Consider the following 23,479-nt stretch of genomic DNA (forward strand, 5'->3'; position numbering starts at 1 on the left):
TCTTTAATTATTTTTGATATTAAACGTATCCTGAACCCATTGTTTTCCCCATTCCTTTTTCTCATCCTCATTCCACAATTCCGGAAAGAAAAATATCTGCTGAAAACTGGGCGGAAGAAATTCTTTCCAGTTTGTGCCGCCGGTTGCCTCAACCGACTTCTTTTTTGTCATCAGATATCGTTGAGCAGCTCCAATGTGCACCAGCAACCAATTTACATTGACTGCAACATCTAAACTACGCAACGCTTCTATTAAATTTTTATTGCTCTTTTCTTCTGGCGGCAAATTTTGATAACGTTCATATAAAGTTGAACCATTGACCCTGTTTGCCAGCCGCAGAAAACGACCTGTATATTTTTTCTCGAACTGTCTTAAAGTTAAGGTTTTTTCACCTGTATCGCTACTAATTCCTCCTCGCTTCCAATAGATATCCTCAAAAAGCTCTTCTACAGACTTGCCACTGTCTTTCTTCCGAAGGCTTTTTTCAGCAAGATTTTCTAAAGGAGTTGAGAAGATCTCGATCATTCTGAACTGGGCAGACTGGAAACCACTGGCCGGCAATAACGCCATCCTAAATTTCAGAAACTGTTCCCTTTCCATCCCTCTGATCATTACATCAAAAGAATCTGTAAGGATCCTGAAATAACGAATTATTCGCTCCAGTTTTTGAGTAAAAAACAAAGCCGATAGCTCTTCAGCTTCGACGATTTGTTTTTGCTCATGAATGATGAGCTTAAAGTAAAGTTCAGTTATTTGATGGTAGCCTATGAAGATCTCCTCATCAGGAAAATGAGTTTTGGGATTCTGAAGGCTGAGAAGTGTTTCCAGATGAATATAATCCCAGTAGGTAAGGTATCGATCGTAAAGAAGGCCGTCCAGATAAGAGCCGAGATCCTGCCCGGAATTTTTGAATTTCTCTTCCAGCTGCCAGACCTTTTCGGCGATCTCAGGTTGTATTCCTTCCATTTTTTACTTCATTATTATGTTCAGAGGATGTTTTAATCCTTTGAAGGCATCAATATCTGCTTCTAAAGCACCAACCGCGAGGTCAGCTTTTATTTTAAGCGGCATGCGGTTCTTATCATCACTCACCCACATGGTAAGGCTTTCTTTCTCCTTAAATACCCGACCTGCAAGCACATAGGGTTTAAATTTGAGAGCCGCAATATTACCCAATTTTGTTTTTACCACCTCTCTTCCGAGGAACTTTAACTTAAATTCGTGGTTCTCATTATCAAAGAACATATTGAGAGACATCATCTCTCCTTTTTCCAAATTTTCCACATCAAGATTGTTCCTCAAAAAGTAAAAGGAAGAAAGCATATCATGCACATTATCCTGCACGGTAAATACCTTTTTTTCATTCCTCTCCTTATTGAACACGACTGCAGTATTAGTGCTGTGATCGAAATCTATTTGAATGTCTTTGGTGTAGCCGCCTTCATCTATTTTCCTTATGAAACGAAGGGGAGATCCGGTAGTTTTATGGATGTAGGTCTCATAGTTGTCATCTACCTTAAAGAATAGATGTAGGAGGCCGGTAGATCGTCCTTTACCTACCACGTGAAATACCGGTTGATTATTGAGGTTAGTCTCTTCTACTTTCAAAGTGGCGAAACTGGCATTGAACATACCATAATGGATCCTGAACCGGAACCATTCCCCGTCATCATAAGCCTGATGACCCTGAGCACCCGCAGAGAGAGTAAACAGGAAAATCACAATTGCGATTATGTTCTTCATGTATAGTTTTTCGTTAACTTAAATTTATAACCACAATTACAATTTCTGTTCCAAAGGTATTAAATCAAAAAACCCCGCCAAAAATTGACGGGGTTTTAATCTTATTAACCAACTAAAACTTAAATTATGAAAAAAATTTAATTTTCCAATCCTGGTAACCACTCCAAAATTGCGGTGCAAAATTCCGCCATTAATTCATTTCTGACAACAACATTTTTTACTTTAACGCTTTTAGTGCAGAAAAATTAATTTTTTTTCAATAACTCAAAATTTAATTAGGTCTATTTGCCTGTTTTATAGCGTTCCACGCAAAGATTGTTCTCTTTCTATAGCCTCAAAAAGGGCTTTAAAGTTACCTTTTCCGAAAGATTGCGCGCCTTTTCGCTGAATGATCTCAAAGAACATGGTTGGTCTGTCCAAAACAGGCTTGGTAAATATCTGAAGCAAATAACCTTCATCGTCACGATCAATAAGAACCCCAAGCTCTTTTAACGGCTCAAGTTCTTCATCAATTTCTCCTACTCTGTCCAACACGTCATCGTAATAGGTTTCAGGTACGTATAGGAACTCTACTCCTCTATCGCGAAGCTTGGTCACTGTATCAATAATATTATCGGTTGCTACAGCAATGTGCTGTACTCCTGCACCATTATAAAAGTCGATATACTCTTCGATCTGAGACTTCTTCTTACCTTCAGCCGGTTCATTGATAGGGAATTTAATTCTTCCATTCCCGTTACTCATCACCTTACTCATAAGAGCGGTATAATCAGTCGAAATATCCTTATCATCGAAGGATACCAGTTGGGCAAATCCCATTACTTTGGCGTAGAATTCACACCACTTATTCATTTCATTCCAACCTACATTTCCTACCATGTGGTCGATATATTTCAATCCGACATCTTCAGTTTTGAAATTCGGCTTGTACTCTTTGTAGCCTGGCAAGAAAGGACCGGAGTAATTTTTTCTTTCAACGAAAACATGCACTGTTTCTCCATAGGTATGGATCCCGGAAAGAACTACATGCCCATTCTCATCTTTTAATTCCTTTGGCTCCATGTAAGACTTCGCACCTCGTTTGGTAGTTTCTTCATAACTCTTGCGTGCATCATCAACCCACAAGGCGACTACTTTTACACCATCTCCATGTTTATTGATATGTTCATTGATCTCGCCGCCCGGTTCCAGTGGAGAAGTAAGTACTAACCTGATCTTTCCCTGCTGCAGCACATAAGAAACGCGATCTTTACTTCCACTTTCCAATCCTGAATATGCCACCGGCTGAAAGCCCCAGGCCTGTTGGTAATAAAATGCAGCCTGCTTGGCGTTACCAACATAAAGTTCTACATAGTCCGTACCCAAAAGTGGCAAAAAGTCCTCTGCCTGTGGTACTGTCTTTTTAATTTCTGCTGTATTTTCTGTAGCCATTATTTTTTCTTTTTGAAGTTTTCAACTTCGATTCTTCAATTATATTTCTTTCGATCAGATTCCCGGTTTTAATGATCTAACCAGGATTTATAGTATTTACCATCAGTAATATCCATAGCGTCTTCTGTCACCATAAGAGGTTTGAAAGTATCTACCATTACTGCCAGTTCTTCGGTTTCGGTCTTTCCTATACTTCGCTCAACTGCTCCGGGGTGTGGCCCATGTGGGATACCGGCCGGGTGCAGGGAAATATGTCCCGCTTCAATATCATTCCTACTCATAAAGTCGCCATCAACATAGTACAACACCTCATCACTGTCAATGTTGCTATGGTTATAAGGCGCCGGGATGCTTTCCGGATGGTAATCATACAATCTTGGAACAAACGAGCAAACCACAAAGGCATCAGTTTCAAAGGTCTGGTGTACCGGTGGCGGCTGGTGAATTCTACCTGTTATAGGTTCAAAGTCGTGAATAGAAAAGGCATACGGATAGTTATACCCGTCATAACCCACCACATCAAATGGATGGGAGGCGTACACCATGTCAAATATCCTTCCCTGCTTCTTGATCTTTATTAGGAATTCCCCGCTCTCATCATTCGTTTCCAGTTCATGCGGCCTGCGAATATCCCTTTCACAAAATGGGCTGTGCTCCAGAAGCTGTCCAAAATAATTTCGGTAACGCTTTGGCGTATAAATTGGTCGACGGGATTCAACTATAAATAAACGGTTTTCTTCGGAATCAAAATCCAGCTTATAAATGGTTCCCCTTGGGATCAAAAGATAATCTCCGTATTTAAAATCGAGGTTTCCAAGGTGGGTTCTTAGCTTTCCACTTCCTTTGTGAATAAATAAGAGTTCGTCAGAATCCGCATTTTTGTAGAAGTAGTCTTTTGTAGATTCCTTTGGTGCTGCCAGTGCGATGTCAACATCAGAATTGGTGAGCACTACTTTTCGGCTTTTGAGATAATCTTTTTCAGGTTTTACCTGAAATCCCTTGAACCTGTACGATTGAATATTCTTTTCCGCAGCGATCTTGGGCGAGGCGTCATAACTACCTTTGATTTCCTTTACCTGCGTAGGCCTTTGCTCATGGTACATATTGGTGTACATACCATCAAAACCTATGGTTCCAAAAAGCTGCTCATAATACAGACTGCCATCAGGCTTTTTAAAGACTGTATGTCTCTTATGAGGTATTTTTCCAAGTTTATGATAAAACGGCATTCTGAGAAGTTTTTAATGTAAAAACGTTTGCGATATTATAAAAAATAAACAAAACCTCACATATTTTCATTAACTACAAATATCCGAAAATATAACGGGAAATTCAGTTAAAGGAGGCCTAAAACCAAAAGCCGATACTGAAATACCATTGACTCTGGCTGAGTTCTGGAGATATGGAGTACTTTACCTCGAGAGGTCCCATAAAGGAATCTATTCCGTATCCTAAAGCGTATCCACTGTAGTCCGGGGAAGAGAACCACTGCCCTGAAGGGTACAACTCATTTTGAACATTGGCAAAATTGGCACTGAATATCACATGGTTCTTTGCGTAGAACTCATAATCGATATCAACCCCTCCTTTAATATAACTATCTCCTGAAAGACTAATAAAATCATAGCCGTAGAACGGAACGAAGTTATTTATGAGGTCATTCCCGTAGCCACCCAAAAAGAAGTCAAAAATATTATTTTCCTTACTTCCTATCCTGAAGCCTGCTTCGGAATATATCCTGGTCGCCAGTTTGTCAAAAGGAGTAAAAACGTAACCTATGGTTCCTTTAGCGATCGAAAAAGGCGAAAAATTCTCCAGGTAATCTGAAGACCATACATACCAGTGAAAGTCTCCGTCAAAGTAGAGGCCGCGGGTAGGGAAATATTTATTGTCAAAACTGTCCAGTTTCAGGTATCCAAAAAGGCTATAATAATTACTTCTGTCAAACACCCCAAGGGCACCATCCGGTTGGGGAGCTGTGCCAAGGGTTTGGGAAGTGATGTCAAGATATTTGTGTTCTGCCCCCATCCCCAGTGAAAAGATCTGTTGGAATAGCGTTTCTGCATAAAACTGGCTGGTAAAGTCCTGGTAATCCAGCTCAAGTTCATTGATGCCATCTCCTTCAATATCTGCGTTCTCTTTGGCAAAATCAAAAGAAACTCCTTTGCTAAAGGTATTGTACCGCGTGCGGGCACCAATACTCCAGTAAAAGCCTTTATCAATGTAATAGTTGAGATTATACCTGAAATTATCACCCAACACCACATCTATAGAGGCAACATCATTGGTTAAAAGTAAACTTTTACGGGTGAGGTTGAGGAGAGCGCCGCTTTTATAAAGATTGTCGTAGTGCAAACCTATCCTTAAAAGAGTTTTACTGGGATTCTCCTCAAGCTGAAGTACCAGTACAAATCCTTTATTCAGCGGAACGAGCTGATAATTGATCCTGTTAAAATTTCGGGTAGCAGAGAGGTTATTAATTCCCAGATTTAGATCATCGTAAGTAATTTGCGCAGGATACCGCACTTTGAGCTTTCCAAGGATGTATGAACGAGGATAGGAGGTGTTACCTTCAATCCGGACATCTGAAATATAGAGGGAATCCACTACCGGAATTGGAGTCCTTTCCAACACCGGTCTTTTTTGTAAAGCTGCAATAGCTTTAAATTCATCTTTATATTTTTCTGCAGCTTCTCTTCCCGCTTCTATGATATCTTTCCCCAACTCAAAAGACATGACATTAAACGGGGTAATATCGGGGTCAATATAAATATCAGTCTTTACGATCTTCGCCTTCATCTGTTTTATGGTATTGAAATTACTGATCTGGGTGAGGATCTCGAAAACAGAACGAAGGTCTTCTCTCCCGGCCAATGTGTCCTGCACATCAACTCCAATGATAATGTCGGCCCCTCTTTTGCGCATTTCTTCAACGGGATAATTATTGGCCACTCCCCCGTCAGTCAGCATCCGCCCGTCTACCAGCACCGGACTAAACAGCGACGGAATGGCTGCACTGGCAGAAATTGCCTGTGGCAGGTACCCGCGGTCCAGGATCACTTCATTTCCCGTTTCTACATCTGTAGCTACCGCGAAAAAGGGAATAGGCAGCTTGGTAAAATCACTTTTATCCTGCAGGTGAAGCGTGAGTTTTGACATCAAATTGTAGACGTTCTGCCCCCGCGAAAGAGCCGAAGGAAAAGACACACTGAAATTATCAAAAGGAAGGGTGAGAGCATATTTTTCAGCATCCCGCTTTTCATAAAAGGTCTTTGCGCTGCGCGGTAGTTCGTCCTGAATAAGAATATTGAAATTGGTCTTGTGAAAGATCGAATCCAGTTGATGGGCAGTATAGCCCGCAGAATACAAGGCACCAATTATAGCCCCCATACTTGTGCCTCCAATATAATCTATCTTAACCCCCGCATCCTCCAGGGTCTGCAGTACCCCTATATGAGCCAGTCCTTTTGCTCCCCCTCCACTGAGTACCAATCCTACCTTGGGATCTTCCTGAGCAGAAAGTCGAAAGAAGAAACACAACAATAATAGGAAAAGGTAGCTTTTTTTCATGTTTTTGGATGATAATGGCTGTAAATAATGGCTGCCCGGGCTTTACCTATAACTGTGGCAAGACTTTCTTCGGAAGCTTCTTTTACACGTTTTAAAGACCTGAAATTCTGAAGCAGCTCCACCACCGTCTTCTCTCCAATTCCCGGAATATTTTCCAGTTCAGTATTTAAAGCAACACTGCTGCGTTTGTTCCGGTGAAAAGTGATCCCAAACCGGTGGGCCTCGTTCCTAAGCTGCTGAATGATCTTCAGGGTCTCTGATTTTTTATCAAGATACAAAGGAATTGAGTCTCCCGGATAAAAAATTTCTTCCAGGCGTTTGGCTATCCCTATGATGGCGATTTTTCCGCGGAGATCAAGTGTCTCCAAGGCTTTCACTGCTGAAGATAACTGACCTTTCCCGCCGTCAACAATGATCAATTGCGGCAGGGATTCTCCCTCCTGCAGCAATCTTCTATACCTTCTGAACACCACCTCTTCCATAGAAGCGAAGTCATTGGGACCTTCAACCGTTTTGATATTGAACTTGCGGTAATCTCTTTTACTGGGTTTTCCATCTCTGAATACCACGCAAGCCGCAACGGGATTTGTACCCTGTATGTTAGAGTTATCAAAACACTCAATATGCCTAGGCTCTTCCTGTAACCGAAGATCCTGTTTCATTTGTGCCATGATCCGGTTCACATGCCTGTCAGGATCAACGATCTTCATTTGCTTAAAGCGTTCCTGCCTGAAATATTTTGCGTTGCGGGTAGAGAGGTCCACAATCTGTTTCTTATCCCCAAGCTTGGGAACCGTCACTTTAATATCTTCTCCCATCTCCACTTTGAAGGGCACATAGATCTCCCTTGTGTGAGAGTTGAAACGCTGCCTGATCTCGGTGATTCCCAGTTCCAGAAGCTCTTTGTCGCTTTCTCCCAGCTTCTTTTTCATCTCAATGGTATGAGAACGAATGATCGCGCCGTGGGACATTTGCAGAAAATTGACATACCCGTAACCTTCATCGCTTACAATCGAAAACACATCTACGTTATTGATCTTTGGATTGACCACTGTAGATTTCGCCTGATAATTTTCCAGCACATCGATCTTCAGTTTGATCTTTTGCGCCTCCTCAAATTCCATTTTTTCAGCATGCTCCTTCATCTGTTTTCTGAACTGCTGAAGGGAGTCTTTAAAATTACCTTTTACGATCTGCCGGATGGCTTCGATCTTTTTCAGATACTCCTTTTCTGATTCATAGGCCTCACAAGGTCCCAGGCAGTTTCCAAGGTGATATTCCAGGCACACCTTGTATTTTCCGTTCTTTATTTTCTCTTCGGAAAGATCGTAGTTGCAAGTCCTGAGCTGGTACAAACCTTTTATCAGGTCGAGAAGGGTATTAACAGTTTTAAAACTGGTATACGGCCCGTAGTATTCACTGCCGTCCTTTACCAGTTTGCGAGTAGGAAAAACTCTCGGAAAACGTTCATTTTTGATGCAGATCCAGGGGTAGGTCTTATCATCCTTCAGCATCACATTGAATCGCGGCTGATGCTTCTTGATGAGATTATTCTCCAGAAGCAGGGCATCAGTTTCCGAAGAGACCACGATATGCCGAATCTCGTGGATCTTTTTCACCATCACCCGTATACGGTGGCTGTCATTATTCTTAGTGAAATAGGAGGTTACCCTTTTCTTCAGGTTCTTGGCCTTACCTACATAAAGGATCTTTCCGTTCTTATCAAAATACTGATACACCCCCGGACTCTCCGGAAGGGTCTTCAGTTGTAGTTCTACATTACTCTGGTCCATCGTTTCAAAGGTAAAAGATAAAATTCCCGCGAGTAAAATCTGACACTTCATAAAATGTTAAATTTTTCCGAAGTATTCCATATTCCCTCTCCATTTTCCCCTGCTGATGCTGCTCCTTAAAGGAGAAAACAATTTCCAAAAAGCTATTAGTTATGCTGAAATCTTTTAAGCTTCTGTGGAACAAGGGTTTCAAAAAAGGTATTTTCAGAAATTGTTAAGACTTAGAAAATCTCCTTTTGCTACCTTGCAGTTATGGAAAAAAAACTGATCGGCCGGTTTGACAAGGCAGATTTCCCCGATCTGCACCTTGATGATATTTCAATTAAGATCGATACCGGCGCATACACCTCTTCTATTCACTGTGATAATATAGTGGAGAAAAAAGGGGAACTGAGATGTACTTTTTTAGATGAGGAACACCCACTGTACAATGGGAGGGAGTTTCATTTCAAAGACTATGATGTGGTCTTTGTAAAGAGCAGTAACGGCATCGTTCAGAAAAGATTCCAGATCCAGACGCATATCACCCTTTTTGGAAAAACCCATAAAATTTCTCTTTCTCTTACCACCCGTCAGGAAATGAGATTTCCAGTACTTTTGGGGCGAAAATTCATAACTAAAAAATATATAGTCGATACTGAGTATTACGACCTGTCTTTCAAGAAAAAACAAGAATGAACATAAAAATCCTATCCCGTAACAGCAGCCTTTACTCCACACAACGTCTCGTTGAGGCAGCAAAAAAAAGAAATCACGAGGTTGAAGTGATCGATCCCTTAAAGTGTGATCTTATTATTGAAAAGAAAAATCCCAGTATTTATTACAAAGGAAGACACATTGATGATGCAGATGCTGTTATTCCGCGCGTTGGTGCTTCTGTTACCTTTTACGGTACTGCGGTGGTGCGGCAATTTGAAATGATGGGAGTATTCTCAACCACCGAATCTCAGGCTCTGGTTAGAAGTCGGGATAAATTAAGAAGTCTGCAGGTGCTATCCAGAGCCAGGCTGGGACTTCCAAAAACGGTTTTTACCAATTATTCGAAGGATGTGGGAGAGGTGATCGATCACGTTGGAGGAGCACCTCTAATTATTAAGCTTTTGGAAGGTACGCAGGGGCTCGGAGTAGTGTTGGCAGAAACCAAAAATGCGGCCGAATCTGTAATAGAAGCTTTTAACGGACTGCAGGCCCGGGTAATTGTTCAGGAATTCATCAAGGAAGCCGGTGGTGCAGACATTCGTGCACTGGTCGTGGATGGCCACGTGGTAGGTGCCATGAAAAGACAGGGAAAAGAAGGAGAATTCCGCTCCAATCTTCACCGGGGAGGTACAGCCTCTGTGATACAATTATCAGATGAAGAAGAAACCGCAGCTATCAAAGCGGCAAAAGCTATGGGATTGGGCGTTGCTGGAGTAGACATGCTTCAAAGTTCCCGTGGACCATTGATCCTTGAAGTGAACTCTTCTCCGGGGCTTGAAGGAATTGAGCACGCTACCGGTAAAGACATTGCCAAGACCATTATTCGTTACATTGAGAGAAACATGTAGCTTATGGCTTTTATTGATGAGAATAATGTCCTGGATATACTGGGAAAAAAAATACATCCCGGTAAGAGTGCAACCATAAACTTCAACATGGCGAAACTCTACACTGCCACGGCAGTAGACGTTCCCATAATCATAGAAAGATCTAAAAAGCCGGGTCCCGTCATTTTGATCACCGCCGGTATTCACGGAGACGAGATCAACGGCGTGGAAGTGGTGCGGCAGATCATCGTGAAAGAGATCAACAAACCAGCGAGAGGCACGGTCATTTGTATTCCAATTATAAATGTCTTCGGATTTCTTAATATGAGTCGGGAATTTCCCGATGGCAGAGATCTTAACCGCGTATTCCCGGGTGCCAAAAATGGTTCTTTAGCCAGTCGTTTCGCTTACCAGTTCGTGAATAAAATTCTTCCCGTGGCCGATTTCTGCCTGGATTTCCATACCGGAGGAGCCAGCAGGTTCAATGCCCCTCAGATAAGGATCAAAAAAGGGGAACAATTAGCCATGCATTATGCACAGATCTTTAATGCTCCGTTCACTATTGTTTCGAAAACCATTACAAAATCTTACCGGGAGACCTGTGCAAAACAGGGGAAACCGGTGTTGCTATTCGAAGGCGGAAAATCAAAAGACAGTAACAAAACTGTAGCAAAGCACGGGGTAGAAGGCGCGATGCGCATATTGGCCCATTTTGAAATGCTCAAACCTAAATTCGAGGTGCCAGATCCTGTTGGAGATACCATTCTTATTGAAGGCAGCACCTGGATGAGAGCCAAGTACAGCGGATTGCTCCATGTGAAGGTTCCCTGTGGCAAACATGTTGAAAAAGGGGAATATGTAGCAACGATTACAGATCCCTACGGAAAACTGCGGCATAAGGTCAAAGCTCCTAACGAAGGTTACATCATCAACGTGAATGAGTCTCCCATTGTTTATCAGGGAGATGCCATTTTTCATATTTCTATAAACCGGGAAATCAGCCATGAACAAGAATCAGCTCCGACTGAAGTATAAAAAAATGCGGGAGGAATTCTCTCCGGAAGAGATCGAGGATAAAAGCCTTGAAGTCGCCAATAATCTGCTGAAACTTCCTATCTGGGATCATTCCTATTACCATCTTTTTCTCAGTATTTCCGAAAAAAGAGAAGTAGATACCCAGGGCCTGCTCCATATTTTACAGGGGAAAGATAAAAATGTGGTGCTCTCCAAAGCCGATTTTACCTCCGGACATCTCACGAATTATCTGCTTACCGACTCTACGATCATTCGCAAAAATGACTGGGGAATCCCTGAGCCGGTAGAAGGCATTGAAATTCCTGCGGAAAAGATCGAAGTCGTCTTCATTCCTTTGCTGGCTTTTGATAAAAAAGGAAACAGAATTGGCTACGGAAAAGGGTTTTACGACCGATTTCTTTCTCAGTGCTCCGGAAATGTGATAAAGGTGGGACTATCCTTTTATGAAGCTGAAAAAGATCTTCCGGAAATCACTCCCGAAGATGTACCGCTGGATTTCTGTGTAACCCCTGAAAAAATTTATAATTTCAAAAATTTGTAAACCTTTAGGTTTTCAATTACTTTTAATCCAACCAATTAAGAACATTAATGCTTAACGACCTCCAGTTAAACAGTATACTCGAAGATTTTGATGTAGCTTACTGGAAGATCAACCTCCTGACCAAAGAGATCTCATGGTCAGAACACTTCAACTTTCTTATTGGCCGCCCCGAGGTGGGTCAGAACAAACTCGATTATTTCCTGGATCATGTACTTCATAAAGATTATCGTTATGATTTTCGGGAGTACTTTGAAGATCTCGTTCACAAACAAAAACCTTTTTCGGCAGAGCTTCGCTTAAAGCTGGAGAACGGGAAATACCGCTGGTTTGAGTGCCGCAATCTTAAGAGCCGTGAAAAAGGGCTTGCAGACGCTGCTGTCCTGCTCTTTGTAAATATCCACCAGGCCAAGCGGGATCAGTACACCATAGAAGAAAACTTTTTCTATTACCGCGAAACTGCCGAAATGACCTCAACCGGAGGATGGTACCTTGACGTGAACACCAATGCAGTCTATTGGGACAATGTGACCAAAAAGATCCTGGACTGCCCTATGGATTATGAGCCGAGACCCGAAGATAAAATGCGCTTCTATGCTCCCGAGAATCATGAGAAGGTGGAAAACATGTTCAAAAAATGCAGCAGATACGGCATTCCTTTTAAAGTAGAGATCAGGATGTGTACTCTGCATAACAGGGAATTTTGGGTTCGGGCCACAGGAAAACCGGTTTATAATAACGACCAGGAGATCATTGGGATCCGTGGGGTCTATCAGGATATTGACGATCAAAAGACGCACGAACTGAACCTTCAGAATTCACTGGATATTATTGCTTCTCAAAATTCACAGTTATTCAATTTTGCTCATATAGTTTCTCATCAGCTTCGATCTCACAGCAGCAATCTCAGTCTTGTATCACAGTTGCTGAAGGAGGCCCGTTCCAATGAAGATAAACTGGATCTAATTCTGAATGTGGAGAACATTTCAGAAAATCTGGAAGTAGCCATAAACCAATTGAACGAGATCGTGACCAGGCCGAATGTCCTGAAAAAGGAAAAACAACTGGTAAAGTTCAAAGACGCTTTAGATGTGGTGATTGCTTCCACTTCGTCCCTAATAAAAAGAGAAAATGCGGAGATCATCGCCGAATTCGATAAGTTGACCGAAATAAATTACATTTCTGAGTATCTGGAGAGTATTTTATTAAATTTGATCACGAACGCCATAAAATACAAGCATAAAGGAAGAAGACCGGTCATTTATATCCAGACCTATTCCGAGAACGGATATAGTTATTTGGAGGTAAGTGACAACGGAATGGGAATCGACCTTGACGAGTATGGCGATAAGATGTTTGGAATGTACAAAACATTCCACCGTCACCCCGAAGCCAACGGTATTGGTCTTTTTATAACCAAGAATCAGGTGGAAACAATGGGTGGCAGTATTTCGGTGACCAGCACGGTAAATGTTGGTACAACTTTTAAAATCAAATTCTAGATCCTATGGAGCATCCTATTGAACTGGCCTGTATCATTGATGATGACAAGATCTATGTCAACCTGGTCAAGAAGATCATCGAGATCAAGAAACTGTCTCAGAATCTTATAATATTCAAAAATGGCAAAGAAGCACTGGATTATTTCAGAGCCATTCTGGAGAACATGACCGAAGACAGGTTACCGGACATTATTTTCCTGGATCTCAACATGCCTGTAATGGATGGTTGGGAATTCTTGAGTGAATTCATCAAGATCAAGAACAACTTCAATAAAAAGATCATTCTTTACGTGGTGAGTTCCTCTATTGACCCCCGGGACCTGGAAAGAGCCAAGTCTTTCAATATGGTGACAGATTACCTGATCAAACCTATAGAGCTTAAAAAATTCGAAAAGATCTTCGAGCGGGACGTCGCTTAGTCTACCAGTTTCTCTTCTCTTTCTTCCTTTTTTTCCTCTCTCGTCTCGTGAGCAAAGGCCTTTTTATTGAAGACCAGTAACAGTGCTACCCCAACGGTTATTGCAGAATCAGCTACGTTAAATACAGGTTCGAAAAAGGTGAAATATTTACCTCCCCAAAATGGGATCCACTCCGGAAGGTATCCTGACCATAATGGAAAATAGAGCATATCTACTACTTTTCCATGCATCAAAGTTCCGTAGCCGCCTTCTTCAGGAAGGAAAGTAGCTACCTGATTGTAGCTGTGGTTAAAGATTTCGCCATAAAAAACCGAGTCTATAATATTTCCGAAGGCACCAGCAAAGATCAGTGAGATAGCAACGATAAGAACGGGAGCTCCATTCTTTTTGACTGAATCATAGAGCCAGTAGGCAATACCCACAATGGCCACCAAACGGAAACTTGTAAGGAATAACTTTCCATATTCCCCGGGGATCTTCGCCCCCCAGGCCATGCCCTCGTTCTCCACAAACAAAATGCGGAACCAGTCAAAAACCCTTATTTCCTCGCCTAAGGCAAAATGAGTTTTAATATAAAACTTGGATATCTGATCTATAAGCAAGATCAGAACTATTAAGGCAGAGGCTTTCTTTAAGGACATCAGGATATTTTTATGGCTTCAAAAATACTAATATTATTTAGTTTCGGTGACTTCTATATTTCCGTTAATACTATGTAGGGAAATCCTCTTAGTACCACGGGAGCCATGTGGCAAATTTACTTTTCCATGACGGGAATCGGCATCTATTAAGGCGTTTTCTGTTTCTACAGTGATATTTCCTTCAAAAGTGTTGACAACAGCATCCCCTTTAAAATTATTCAGGAAACAGGAACCCGATTTTAACTGCACCAGCACCTGTTCGTATTTACCATTTAAAAAGACTGTAGCCACATTCGACTTGACCTCTACCACAAAATCTTCAGGGATCTCCAGTTCGAGCTCCATAGCAAAAACCTTGTGAGCACTCAGTTTGTCAAATCCACTCTGCAAAATTTCCCTGTACTGAGACCTCAAAAAAAGGGTTTTTTCGACCTCTTCGGTTTCCAGCCTAATATCGTTATAATATTCGCCATCAGACCGGGAGGTGATCTTAATTATATGCCCGGGGACAGTATTTATGCTGATCTTAAAGACCTCATCACTGTCCAGCACAAGCCGTTCCAGTCTTCCGGCTTCCAGCACTTCCACTGTTTCTTTTTGGGAATAAGATTTCAGAAAGAAAAGCAGCATCAAACTGCACAACATGTATCTCATAGGACGCAGATAAAACAAAAAACGCTCCAAACCACCAGGCAGGAGCGTGTTTTATAGAAAAACAACGTAATTATCGCTGCATATTCTTAGCTTCAATACTCAATGTTGCGTGTGGTACAAGTTTAAGTCGCTCTTTAGCGATCAATTTTCCTGTCACGCGACATATTCCGTAGGTTTTGCTTTCTATTCGCACCAAAGCGTTCTTTAGGTCACGAATAAATTTCTCCTGGCGAATAGCCAGTTGTGAGTTAGCTTCTTTGCTCATGGTCTCACTTCCTTCCTCAAAAGCTTTGAACGTAGGAGAGGTGTCATCTGTACCATTGTTCCCGTCATTCATGTACGCGCTCTTGTAAAGTTCCAATTGCTCCTTGGCTTTCTCAATCTTAGCGAGGATCAGGGCTTTAAACTCCGCTAATTCCGCATCACTGTAGCGTTCTTTAACTTCTGTTGACATAGTTCTTAATGTTTTTTAATTAACAACTTAGTGGTCACTTCATCAAAAGAAACTTCCAAACCGTTGTTCACTTCTTCTGCAAGGTCGAGGTTTGCAGTGAGGGTCTCGTTTTTTATATATTCTATATTTTGTTGAACGGCGTCCTCGACAGTACCGTCCTTCTGTAGGGTCACATCAATCTTGTCCGTCACTTCAAATCCGGAATCTTTTCGGATATTTTGTATCCTGTTCACCAGTTCCCTGGCAATTCCTTCTTTTTTCAGGTCTTCGGAAATTGTAATATCCAAAGCAACTGTGATATTTCCTGAATTGGCAACCAGCCAACCCTCTATATCCTGCGAAGTGATCTCGACATCTTCGTTTTCCAATGTAAGCATTTTCCCATTAACTTCTACCTCAATTTTCCCTTCACGCTCAATTTTTTGAATCTCGTCGGAAGTAAATTGACTGATCTTTTGGGTGATCAATTTCATGTCTTTTCCGAAACGAGGTCCTAGAACCTTGAAGTTCGGTTTGATCTGTTTTACCAGAATTCCCGATGCATCATCGATCAATTCCAGCTCCTTCACATTCACTTCAGACTTGATAAGATCTGAAACAGCTTCTATCTCCCGCCGTTGTTGTTCATCCAAAACAGGTATCATTACCCGTTGCAATGGCTGCCGCACTTTTATCATTTCCTTTTTTCTCAGGGATAACACCAGCGACGAAACTGTCTGGGCCTTTTCCATTTGGCGTTCGAGGGCTTTGTCGATAAACTCTGCATGAACTTTCGGAAAAACTGATAAATGCACCGATTCAAATTCCTCTTTTTGAGTGGCAGCGTTGAGATCTTTGTACAACCTGTCCATAAAAAATGGTGCTACCGGAGCTCCCAATTTAGCCACGGTAATCAAGCAGGTGTACAGCGTTTGATAGGCTGAGATCTTGTCCTGACCATATTCTCCTTTCCAGAATCTACGGCGGCAAAGCCTTACATACCAGTTGCTGAGATTCTCCTGTACAAATTCAGAAATTGCACGGGTAGCCTTTGTAGGCTCATAATCAGCATAGAACTTGTCAACATTTTCAATGAGCGTATGCAGTTCTGAAAGTATCCACCTGTCAATTTCAGGCCGCTCCTCATTAGGGATATCAGCTTCTGAATAGGTGAAATTATCTATGTTGGCATATAACGAGAAGAAGGAATAGGTGTTGTAAAGAGTACCGAAAAATTTACGGCGCACTTCTGAAATTCCCTCAATATCAAATTTTAAGTTGTCCCAAGGATTGGCATTGGAGATCATATACCAACGGGTAGCATCAGGTCCAAAGGCCGCCAAGGTTTCAAATGGATCTACGGCGTTTCCAAGACGTTTGGACATTTTTTGTCCGTTCTTATCAAGGACAAGGCCGTTGGAAACAACATTCTTATAAGCAACATCATCAAAGACCATAGTTGCAATGGCGTGCAGAGTGTAGAACCATCCACGTGTCTGGTCAACTCCTTCAGCAATGAAATCGGCTTTTCTCCAGGTATTTTCAACCTTTTCCGCATTTTCCATAGGATAATGCCACTGCGCATAAGGCATGGAACCGGAATCGAACCAAACATCAATAAGATCGGCCTCCCGTTTCATCGGTTTTCCTGAATCTGAGACCAAAATGATCTCATCAACTACATTCTTGTGCAGGTCTACCTTCTCGTAATTCTCATCACTGAAGTTTCCGGGTTCAAAATCAGCAAACATATCTGCCTTCATGAATCCGGCTTCAACTGATTTTTTCATTTCAGCTTTCAGCTCTTCAATAGAACCGATAATGGTTTCCTCCTTACCGTCTTCTGTTCTCCAGATAGGCAGCGGAATTCCCCAATACCTTGACCTGGAAAGGTTCCAGTCATTTGCATTGGCAAGCCAGTTACCAAATCGACCTTCTCCGGTAGATTTAGGCTTCCAGTTGATCTTCTGGTTCAGCTCATGCATTCTTTCCTTTACATCGGTCACTTTAATGAACCATGAATCTAAAGGATAGTACAGTATAGGTTTGTCTGTTCTCCAGCAGTTTGGATAGCTGTGAACGTATTTTTCAACTTTAAAGGCGCGGTTCTCTTCTTTGAGCTTTATAGCAAGCTCAACATCTACCGATTTTTCAGGAGCTTTGCCTTCGTCATAGTATTCGCTCTTCACGTACTTACCGGCAAACTCTCCCATTTCCTCGCGGAATTTCCCCTGCAGATCTACCAGCGGCACCAGATTTCCATTCTCATCTTTTACCAGTAATGGTGGCACTTCCGGGGTGGCCTGTTTTGCAACCATAGCATCATCGGCCCCAAAGGTAGGCGCTGTATGTACAATACCGGTACCATCTTCAGTAGTCACAAAGTCTCCTGAAATGATACGGAAAGCATTTTCAGGATGCTCATAAGGCTGTGCATACGGTAGCAATTGATCGTACTTTATTCCAACGAGATCCTTTCCGAAGAAAGATTCTTCCACCAGGTAAGGGATCTTATCTCCCTGCTTGTATGAATTAAGCACCTCTTCATTTTCGGTCTTTTTGAACTTTTTGTCAAATTGATTATCCGCCAGGTTTTTGGCCACAATAATAGTAATAGGCTCAAAAGTGTACTGGTTGTAAGTCTTTACAGTGACATACTCGATCTTAGGCCCCACCGTTAAGGCAGTATTCGAAGGCAAGGTCCATGGAGTGGTTGTCCATGCAATAAAGAAAATATCTCCTTCTTTTTCTGAAAGAAATTCAGGAAGTGAGTCTTTTTTGGCTTTGAACATCGCTGTCACCGTAGTATCGGTCACATCCTGGTAAGTACCCGGCTGGTTAAGCTCGTGAGAACTCAACCCGGTTCCCGCTTTAGGGGAATATGGCTGAATGGTGTAGCCTTTATAAATAAGACCCTTTTTGTAGATCTCTGAAAGTAACCACCATACCGTCTCCATGTATTTGGATTTATAGGTAATATATGGATCTTCCATATCTACCCAATAACCCATTTTCTCGGTGAGATCGTTCCAAACATCTGTATAACGCATCACTGCATTCCTACAGGCATCGTTATATTCCTCAACACTTATCTTAGTGCCGATATCCTCTTTGGTAATGCCAAGCTCCTTCTCCACTCCAAGCTCAATTGGCAAGCCGTGGGTATCCCATCCGGCTTTACGCTTCACCTGGTAACCCTTCTGGGTCTTGAATCGGCAAAATATATCTTTAATGGCACGCGCCATCACGTGGTGGATTCCCGGAAGTCCGTTCGCAGATGGCGGACCTTCGAAAAACACAAAAGGCTCATTGCCTTCACGGGAAGTAATACTTTTTTCAAAAACATCGTTCTCCTTCCAAAAATCAAGAATTTCTTCTGCGACTTTTGGCAGGTCAAGTCCTTTATATTCAGGGAACTTTACACTCATTTGTTCATTCTTTCAAATAGATTCGCGAAAATAACGATTTTTAATAAAATCAAGGTTCAAAAATGGGAAAACCTGTTGAACATCAAAAGATTTCAACTTTTGATAATATTGAAATAATACTCGGAAAAACTTAGAAGCTGTATTGAAGCGATAAAATAAGATTTCTTCCGGCGGCTGCGATCCCTGAAGAATAGGTGCGATAGCGTTGATCTGTAATATTTTCCAAAGACGCTTTTGCCAGCCAGCCTTTCCCGATCTCGTATTGAGAAGTAAGATTAAGCGTATACCATTCCGGAGAATAGGGATTGCCATTGGCATCTATAGCGTAGAGATAATCTTTGCTTTTTTCTGAAGGCGCCAGTTCTTCATAAGATATCTCTCCATTGTATTCTGCAAAAAAGTCCAGTCTCCAGGCATTATTTTCAAAGACCAAATGGGCATTTCCAAAGAGTGGAGCCGCATGTCTCAACGGAGCCGTAGAACCGTCATCCTGTTCTTCTTCTCCATTAGTATAACTAAATTGAGAAGTAAATTTTAGATCTTTTGAAAGCCGAAGATCAGCCCCGGCTTCTATTCCGTACACTTTTGCACTTGCTGCATTTTGTATGGCCTCGACCCGGCTGGGTTCCCCCTGATATTCTATTTCAGTCTGCCCATTCAGCGAAAAATCCCCTCTAACCAGGGCATTATCCAGGTAGGTATAATAAACTGCTATGTCCAGTTTCAAAAGATTCTCAATTGTAATAAAGCTACCTACTTCGGCATTATAAGCCGTTTCCGGCTGAAGATCGGGGTTTGGAACCACCACCATTCCCGGGGTGGAATCGAAAATCTTACCTACATCATCAACATTGGGAGCCCTAAAGGCCGAAGATAGGTTGAGCTGCCATCCAAAAATGTCATTTTGCTTCCAGTTCATCCCAACATTTCCCGTAAGTGCGCCGGTATTAAGATCGGCATCTGAAAATGGGAAATCATAAATATCTTCACTGAAAGTTGCCTGCAGCAGGATTCGGTTATATCGCATTCCGGCTTGCACGGTGAGATCGCGTGCCGGCTTCCATTGCAGGCTGGAATAAGCTGCCATAGATTGCCAGGTTGCACCATCAGGATACCGGGAGGTGCCGACCACTTTTTCTCCCGTTGAAATATCTGTCTCTGTACCTCCTGAATGTACTTTGTTGTAAACGTATTCGAGCCCGTAGAATAACTTGCTTCCGAAGAAATCCTTTTCAAAATCCAGATTTCCCGACCACGCATCCACATTTTCTTCAGTTTCGTAAAGAATCACCTTGTTATAATCGCGATCGTGCCTGCTTTCTTCAAAGAATTGATAAGCTGCAGTAAATTTGGCGTCATCGTATAACATGCCTTTCCCGGCTTTATCAATCTGAAAATTCGCCTGCAGCCATTCCTGCGGCCCATAATACCATTCCGCAGCCCGCAGCTGTCCGTTCTTTTTTCTATAAAGCCTGTCATAGCGCGGATAATCTGAGGTGGTAGAGTAATTTACTCCCAACCCAAACTCCCAATCCTGGGTGGGGCGGTATCTTACTTTTTCGAGAAGGTTTATTTGATCGTAGCCCGTGGGAACCTGAACTTTTGGATCATCATTTTGCACGGTCACATCCAGCCCATCTCTCTGGACTACATACTCGGGCCGAAGGTATTCCTCGGGACCGTATGAACCCATTCTCATATCACCAAAATCTGAAAAAGAAGCGCTGCTCAAAAAAGCCCATTTTTCGCTCCCATAGGAAACATCGAGATGCCCGGTCTTTTCCTCATTTGCCGTCGCATAACGGGTATAGGCTTTTCCGGAAAAATCACCGCCTTTCCTGGAAGAAAATTCAGGAGAAAGGGTATAGAAGTTCATGACCCCTCCAATAGCATCGCTACCATAGATCACGGCGCCCGGACCCAACACCACCTCCACTTTTTCTACTGCCAGAGGATCAATTGAGATCACATTTTGAAGATTCCCTCCTCTAAAGATCGCCGTGTTCATGCGTACACCGTCAACCGTGAGAAGGAGCCGGTTAGTTGCAAACCCACGGATCATGGGACTTCCACCTCCCAACTGACTCTTTTGTACAAATACTCTTCCTGTACTTTCCAAAAGGTCTGCAGAAGTTTGGGGGCTCGCGGTAATGATATCTTTTCTATTGATACTAATGATCTCGTGCGGTAGTTCAGCTTTTCTCTGATCAAAACCCGATACTGAAACTACCACTTCCTGCAGCTGATTCTCACTCTGTTCCATCCAGACAATTCCCTCCTGCCGGGTTATCTGTTTCTTTGTAAAATGCTCTTCCAGATGAGAAACATGTCTAAAAAATATAATTTCTGAAGGGGAAAATTGGGTGATATCGGCTTTCCCGTCAAAATCGGTAAGGGTACTTTTACTCTTGTCTTTATTGAATACCGCCACATTAAAAATAGGTTGGCCGGTTTCCCGATCTTTAACGGAGATCTGCTGTGCTTTTGTCAATAATGAAACTGAAAAGAGGGCCAGAAAAAAGTAGAGTCTCATCAACTGTAGAGTTCATTTAAAACCGACAGGGACTTAGGCTTATGAAAGCCCTGCAGGTGAATTTCGTAATAATTTAACATCATCTGCAAAAACCCGGAACGGTAGGTTTGCGTTAGTTTAATGGCCGATAGCCCCTCAAAATTTGTGCCCAAGAATAGCTTGAGCAGGGCAACATTCTCATCAGAAATGCAGTCGGCATTGGTCTTTCTATCCTGGAAGGTTCCATCTATTAAATTGAAAACCGATTCATCTCCCTGCGGTTCATCGGGATAAAATCCGAGGAACCTGGTGAGCTCCACCAGGAACAACAAGTGAAAATTGGCTGCTTTTTCATGGGTATCGAACCATCGCAAGGAGTTCTCCAGGAACTTGAACAACTGCTTATTTGCCTCTTCCTCCTTAACTGAGTTCCTCAGGACCTCAGCTAAAAACATGACTACAGTGGACTTCAGAACATCGGTATGCAAACTTTGATAAGGTACCAGGAGCTTTGCCTCCCTCATGTATTCGAGGGTTCCTTTGTCTTTATGGTTTGCCTCCAGCTCCACCTGAGTAAGAGGCTGAAAAAGAGAGGCCTTTATTTTGCCTTTTTTAGACTTCAGAACGCCGCGAAGCAAATAGGTTTTTAGTCCACTTTGCTCTGTAAAACACTTCACAATTAGATCTGCATCCCCGTATTTGAGTGCACTAAAAACTATTGCTTTTGTTTTGATCAACATCTAAAAATGCCCTTTTTGAGCAGGCAGTCTGCTCTTTTAATAAAGCCAAATTACAATATTTACTTTCAGAAATAGAAAAAGCCGCAAAATGCGGCTTTTCCTTGATTTATAAGTAGTGAATTATACCACTCCCTGTGCTAACATGGCATCGGCAACTTTTACGAAACCTGCAATGTTTGCTCCTTTTACGTAGTCAACATATCCACCTTCTTCAGTTCCGTATTTAACGCACTGTTCGTGGATGTCATTCATGATCTGGTGCAGCTTGGCATCAACTTCTTCTGAAGTCCAGTTCAATCTCAATGAGTTTTGAGACATTTCAAGACCTGAAGTAGCAACACCTCCCGCGTTTGAAGCTTTACCCGGAGAGAAAAGGATCTTCGCATCCTGGAAAACAGCAATAGCGTCAGGAGTACAAGGCATATTAGCACCTTCACCCACACAGATACAACCATTTTTCACAAGTGCCTTAGCATCGTCTTCATTCAACTCATTTTGAGTTGCACAAGGAAGAGCTACATCACACTTCACATTCCATGGAGTTTCTCCTTCGAAATATTTCGCATTTGGATATTTATCCAAATATTCTTTGATCCTTCCCCTTCTTTCGTTCTTCAACTCCATTACAAAACCTAGTTTTTCAGCATAGATTCCTTCTTCATCAAGGATGTATCCTGAAGAGTCTGAAAGGGTCACAACCTTACCACCCATTTGTGCAACTTTTTCAGCAGCAAACTGAGCTACGTTTCCGGAACCGGAGATAACCACCGTTTTTCCTTTGATGGAATCACCCTTGGTCTTCATCATGTTTTCAGCGAAGTATACGTTTCCGTAGCCGGTTGCCTCAGGACGGATCAAGGATCCTCCGTAAGACATTCCTTTTCCGGTCAATACTCCTGTGAATTCGTTGCGAAGTCTCTTATATTGTCCATACAGGTATCCAATTTCACGGCCACCAACTCCAATATCTCCCGCAGGGACATCAGTATCGGCACCAATGTGACGCTGTAGCTCGGTCATGAAGCTCTGACAGAAATTCATCACTTCGTTGTCAGATTTACCTTTTGGGTCAAAATCTGACCCTCCTTTTCCACCACCCATAGGCAGTGTAGTAAGGCTGTTCTTAAATACCTGCTCAAAAGCGAGGAATTTAAGAATGCTCAGGTTCACAGAGGGGTGAAAACGCAAACCGCCTTTGTAAGGCCCAATAGCAGAGTTCATTTGAATTCTGAATCCACGGTTCACCTGTACTTCTCCATTGTCATCTACCCATGGCACACGGAACATGATCACTCTTTCCGGCTCCACCATACGCTCTAACAACTTCTTGTTCTGGTATTTTTTATTTTTTTCAATGAAAGGAATTACTGTCTCTGCAACTTCATGAACAGCCTGTAAAAATTCAGGTTCATGACTATTTCTTTTAGAAACGGTATCTAGAAATTCTTGTACATTTTTTTCCATAGTTTCGGCTAAATTTATTTTAACGAAAACGTTTTATACGATTCGGTGCA

General features: G+C 42.2%; 19 protein-coding genes. 6 read left to right on the forward strand and 13 right to left on the reverse strand.

All coding sequences use genetic code 11. From position 1 onward, the window contains the following. Positions 1-3: 3 nt before the first annotated feature. From ACNORC_RS01550 to uvrC, 6 genes are all read right to left on the reverse strand, one after another. Positions 4-966 (reverse strand): tryptophan 2,3-dioxygenase family protein, encoded by a 963-nt coding sequence (locus ACNORC_RS01550; RefSeq protein ID WP_418333824.1) that lies wholly within the window; start codon positions 964-966, stop codon positions 4-6. Between the two features lie 3 nt (positions 967-969). Next, positions 970-1,743, reverse strand: a complete 774-nt coding sequence (locus ACNORC_RS01555) for a DUF3108 domain-containing protein (protein ID WP_418333825.1) — start codon at positions 1,741-1,743, stop codon at positions 970-972. A gap of 294 nt (positions 1,744-2,037) precedes the next feature. Continuing rightward, positions 2,038-3,174: a 4-hydroxyphenylpyruvate dioxygenase gene (hppD, locus tag ACNORC_RS01560; RefSeq protein ID WP_418333826.1), complete on the reverse strand. Its 1,137-nt coding sequence runs from the start codon at positions 3,172-3,174 to the stop codon at positions 2,038-2,040. Between the two features lie 68 nt (positions 3,175-3,242). Beyond that, the gene (locus ACNORC_RS01565) at positions 3,243-4,403 is read right to left on the reverse strand and encodes a homogentisate 1,2-dioxygenase (RefSeq protein WP_418333827.1); all 1,161 of its coding nucleotides are present in this window, start codon (positions 4,401-4,403) and stop codon (positions 3,243-3,245) included. Positions 4,404-4,521: 118 nt separating this feature from the next. Next, on the reverse strand, positions 4,522-6,744 hold the full coding sequence (locus ACNORC_RS01570; protein WP_418333828.1) for a patatin-like phospholipase family protein: 2,223 nt from the start codon (positions 6,742-6,744) through the stop codon (positions 4,522-4,524). After that, positions 6,741-8,537, reverse strand: a complete 1,797-nt coding sequence (gene uvrC, locus ACNORC_RS01575; protein WP_418334623.1) for an excinuclease ABC subunit UvrC — start codon at positions 8,535-8,537, stop codon at positions 6,741-6,743. The genes ACNORC_RS01570 and uvrC overlap by 4 nt, the downstream gene beginning before the upstream one ends. A gap of 252 nt (positions 8,538-8,789) precedes the next feature. On the opposite strand from uvrC, the gene ACNORC_RS01580 reads away from it, so the two are divergent. Genes ACNORC_RS01580 through ACNORC_RS01605 form a run of 6 tightly spaced genes read left to right on the forward strand, consistent with a single transcriptional unit; the run spans position 8,790 to position 13,557 of the window. Further along, positions 8,790-9,215 (forward strand): ATP-dependent zinc protease family protein, encoded by a 426-nt coding sequence (locus ACNORC_RS01580; protein WP_418333829.1) that lies wholly within the window; start codon positions 8,790-8,792, stop codon positions 9,213-9,215. Then, on the forward strand, positions 9,212-10,084 hold the full coding sequence (gene rimK / locus ACNORC_RS01585; RefSeq protein WP_418333830.1) for a 30S ribosomal protein S6--L-glutamate ligase: 873 nt from the start codon (positions 9,212-9,214) through the stop codon (positions 10,082-10,084). Before ACNORC_RS01580 ends, rimK begins: the two co-directional genes overlap by 4 nt. A 3-nt stretch (positions 10,085-10,087) precedes the next feature. Then, the gene (locus ACNORC_RS01590) at positions 10,088-11,098 is read left to right on the forward strand and encodes a succinylglutamate desuccinylase/aspartoacylase family protein (RefSeq protein ID WP_418333831.1); all 1,011 of its coding nucleotides are present in this window, start codon (positions 10,088-10,090) and stop codon (positions 11,096-11,098) included. Continuing rightward, positions 11,067-11,639: a 5-formyltetrahydrofolate cyclo-ligase gene (locus tag ACNORC_RS01595; protein WP_418333832.1), complete on the forward strand. Its 573-nt coding sequence runs from the start codon at positions 11,067-11,069 to the stop codon at positions 11,637-11,639. The genes ACNORC_RS01590 and ACNORC_RS01595 overlap by 32 nt, the downstream gene beginning before the upstream one ends. A 47-nt stretch (positions 11,640-11,686) precedes the next feature. Then, the gene (locus ACNORC_RS01600) at positions 11,687-13,138 is read left to right on the forward strand and encodes a sensor histidine kinase (RefSeq protein WP_418333833.1); all 1,452 of its coding nucleotides are present in this window, start codon (positions 11,687-11,689) and stop codon (positions 13,136-13,138) included. 5 nt (positions 13,139-13,143) lie between these two features. After that, positions 13,144-13,557, forward strand: coding sequence for a response regulator (locus ACNORC_RS01605; RefSeq protein ID WP_418333834.1), 414 nt, complete (start codon positions 13,144-13,146; stop codon positions 13,555-13,557). Here the strand turns inward: ACNORC_RS01605 and ACNORC_RS01610 are convergent. The 7 genes from ACNORC_RS01610 to gdhA all read right to left on the reverse strand — a co-directional run bounded on the left by ACNORC_RS01610 (position 13,554) and on the right by gdhA (position 23,429). Then, positions 13,554-14,198: a lipoprotein signal peptidase gene (locus tag ACNORC_RS01610; RefSeq protein WP_418333835.1), complete on the reverse strand. Its 645-nt coding sequence runs from the start codon at positions 14,196-14,198 to the stop codon at positions 13,554-13,556. The two genes, ACNORC_RS01605 and ACNORC_RS01610, sit on opposite strands and share 4 nt — an antisense overlap. Before the next feature lie 33 nt (positions 14,199-14,231). Next, positions 14,232-14,852, reverse strand: a complete 621-nt coding sequence (locus ACNORC_RS01615; protein ID WP_418333836.1) for a DUF4097 family beta strand repeat-containing protein — start codon at positions 14,850-14,852, stop codon at positions 14,232-14,234. A gap of 70 nt (positions 14,853-14,922) precedes the next feature. After that, the gene (locus tag ACNORC_RS01620; protein WP_418333837.1) at positions 14,923-15,306 is read right to left on the reverse strand and encodes a TraR/DksA family transcriptional regulator; all 384 of its coding nucleotides are present in this window, start codon (positions 15,304-15,306) and stop codon (positions 14,923-14,925) included. A gap of 5 nt (positions 15,307-15,311) precedes the next feature. Further along, positions 15,312-18,713: an isoleucine--tRNA ligase gene (ileS, locus tag ACNORC_RS01625; RefSeq protein WP_418333838.1), complete on the reverse strand. Its 3,402-nt coding sequence runs from the start codon at positions 18,711-18,713 to the stop codon at positions 15,312-15,314. A gap of 130 nt (positions 18,714-18,843) precedes the next feature. Further along, positions 18,844-21,246, reverse strand: coding sequence for a TonB-dependent receptor (locus tag ACNORC_RS01630; RefSeq protein ID WP_418333839.1), 2,403 nt, complete (start codon positions 21,244-21,246; stop codon positions 18,844-18,846). Further along, a complete protein-coding gene (recO, locus tag ACNORC_RS01635) occupies positions 21,246-21,965 on the reverse strand; it encodes a DNA repair protein RecO (RefSeq protein ID WP_418333840.1) in 720 nt (239 codons plus the stop codon). The genes ACNORC_RS01630 and recO overlap by 1 nt, the downstream gene beginning before the upstream one ends. A 120-nt stretch (positions 21,966-22,085) precedes the next feature. Next, entirely contained in the window at positions 22,086-23,429 is a 1,344-nt protein-coding gene (gene gdhA, locus ACNORC_RS01640; protein ID WP_418333841.1) for an NADP-specific glutamate dehydrogenase, read from the reverse strand. Positions 23,430-23,479: the final 50 nt, after the last annotated feature.

Source organism: Salinimicrobium soli, from assembly GCF_048323655.1.
Lineage (GTDB): Bacteria > Bacteroidota > Bacteroidia > Flavobacteriales > Flavobacteriaceae > Salinimicrobium > Salinimicrobium soli.

Excerpts from the sequence above, each read along its gene's own strand:
- ACNORC_RS01550 (WP_418333824.1), bottom strand. The coding sequence starts at position 966 with ATGGAAGGAATACAACCTGAGATCGCCGAAAAGGTCTGGCAGCTGGAA.
- ACNORC_RS01555 (WP_418333825.1), bottom strand. The coding sequence starts at position 1,743 with ATGAAGAACATAATCGCAATTGTGATTTTCCTGTTTACTCTCTCTGCG.
- hppD (WP_418333826.1), bottom strand. The coding sequence starts at position 3,174 with ATGGCTACAGAAAATACAGCAGAAATTAAAAAGACAGTACCACAGGCA.
- ACNORC_RS01565 (WP_418333827.1), bottom strand. The coding sequence starts at position 4,403 with ATGCCGTTTTATCATAAACTTGGAAAAATACCTCATAAGAGACATACA.
- ACNORC_RS01570 (WP_418333828.1), bottom strand. The coding sequence starts at position 6,744 with ATGAAAAAAAGCTACCTTTTCCTATTATTGTTGTGTTTCTTCTTTCGA.
- uvrC (WP_418334623.1), bottom strand. The coding sequence starts at position 8,537 with ATGGACCAGAGTAATGTAGAACTACAACTGAAGACCCTTCCGGAGAGT.
- ACNORC_RS01580 (WP_418333829.1), top strand. The coding sequence starts at position 8,790 with ATGGAAAAAAAACTGATCGGCCGGTTTGACAAGGCAGATTTCCCCGAT.
- rimK (WP_418333830.1), top strand. The coding sequence starts at position 9,212 with ATGAACATAAAAATCCTATCCCGTAACAGCAGCCTTTACTCCACACAA.
- ACNORC_RS01590 (WP_418333831.1), top strand. The coding sequence starts at position 10,088 with ATGGCTTTTATTGATGAGAATAATGTCCTGGATATACTGGGAAAAAAA.
- ACNORC_RS01595 (WP_418333832.1), top strand. The coding sequence starts at position 11,067 with ATGAACAAGAATCAGCTCCGACTGAAGTATAAAAAAATGCGGGAGGAA.
- ACNORC_RS01600 (WP_418333833.1), top strand. The coding sequence starts at position 11,687 with ATGCTTAACGACCTCCAGTTAAACAGTATACTCGAAGATTTTGATGTA.
- ACNORC_RS01605 (WP_418333834.1), top strand. The coding sequence starts at position 13,144 with ATGGAGCATCCTATTGAACTGGCCTGTATCATTGATGATGACAAGATC.
- ACNORC_RS01610 (WP_418333835.1), bottom strand. The coding sequence starts at position 14,198 with ATGTCCTTAAAGAAAGCCTCTGCCTTAATAGTTCTGATCTTGCTTATA.
- ACNORC_RS01615 (WP_418333836.1), bottom strand. The coding sequence starts at position 14,852 with ATGAGATACATGTTGTGCAGTTTGATGCTGCTTTTCTTTCTGAAATCT.
- ACNORC_RS01620 (WP_418333837.1), bottom strand. The coding sequence starts at position 15,306 with ATGTCAACAGAAGTTAAAGAACGCTACAGTGATGCGGAATTAGCGGAG.
- ileS (WP_418333838.1), bottom strand. The coding sequence starts at position 18,713 with ATGAGTGTAAAGTTCCCTGAATATAAAGGACTTGACCTGCCAAAAGTC.
- ACNORC_RS01630 (WP_418333839.1), bottom strand. The coding sequence starts at position 21,246 with ATGAGACTCTACTTTTTTCTGGCCCTCTTTTCAGTTTCATTATTGACA.
- recO (WP_418333840.1), bottom strand. The coding sequence starts at position 21,965 with ATGTTGATCAAAACAAAAGCAATAGTTTTTAGTGCACTCAAATACGGG.
- gdhA (WP_418333841.1), bottom strand. The coding sequence starts at position 23,429 with ATGGAAAAAAATGTACAAGAATTTCTAGATACCGTTTCTAAAAGAAAT.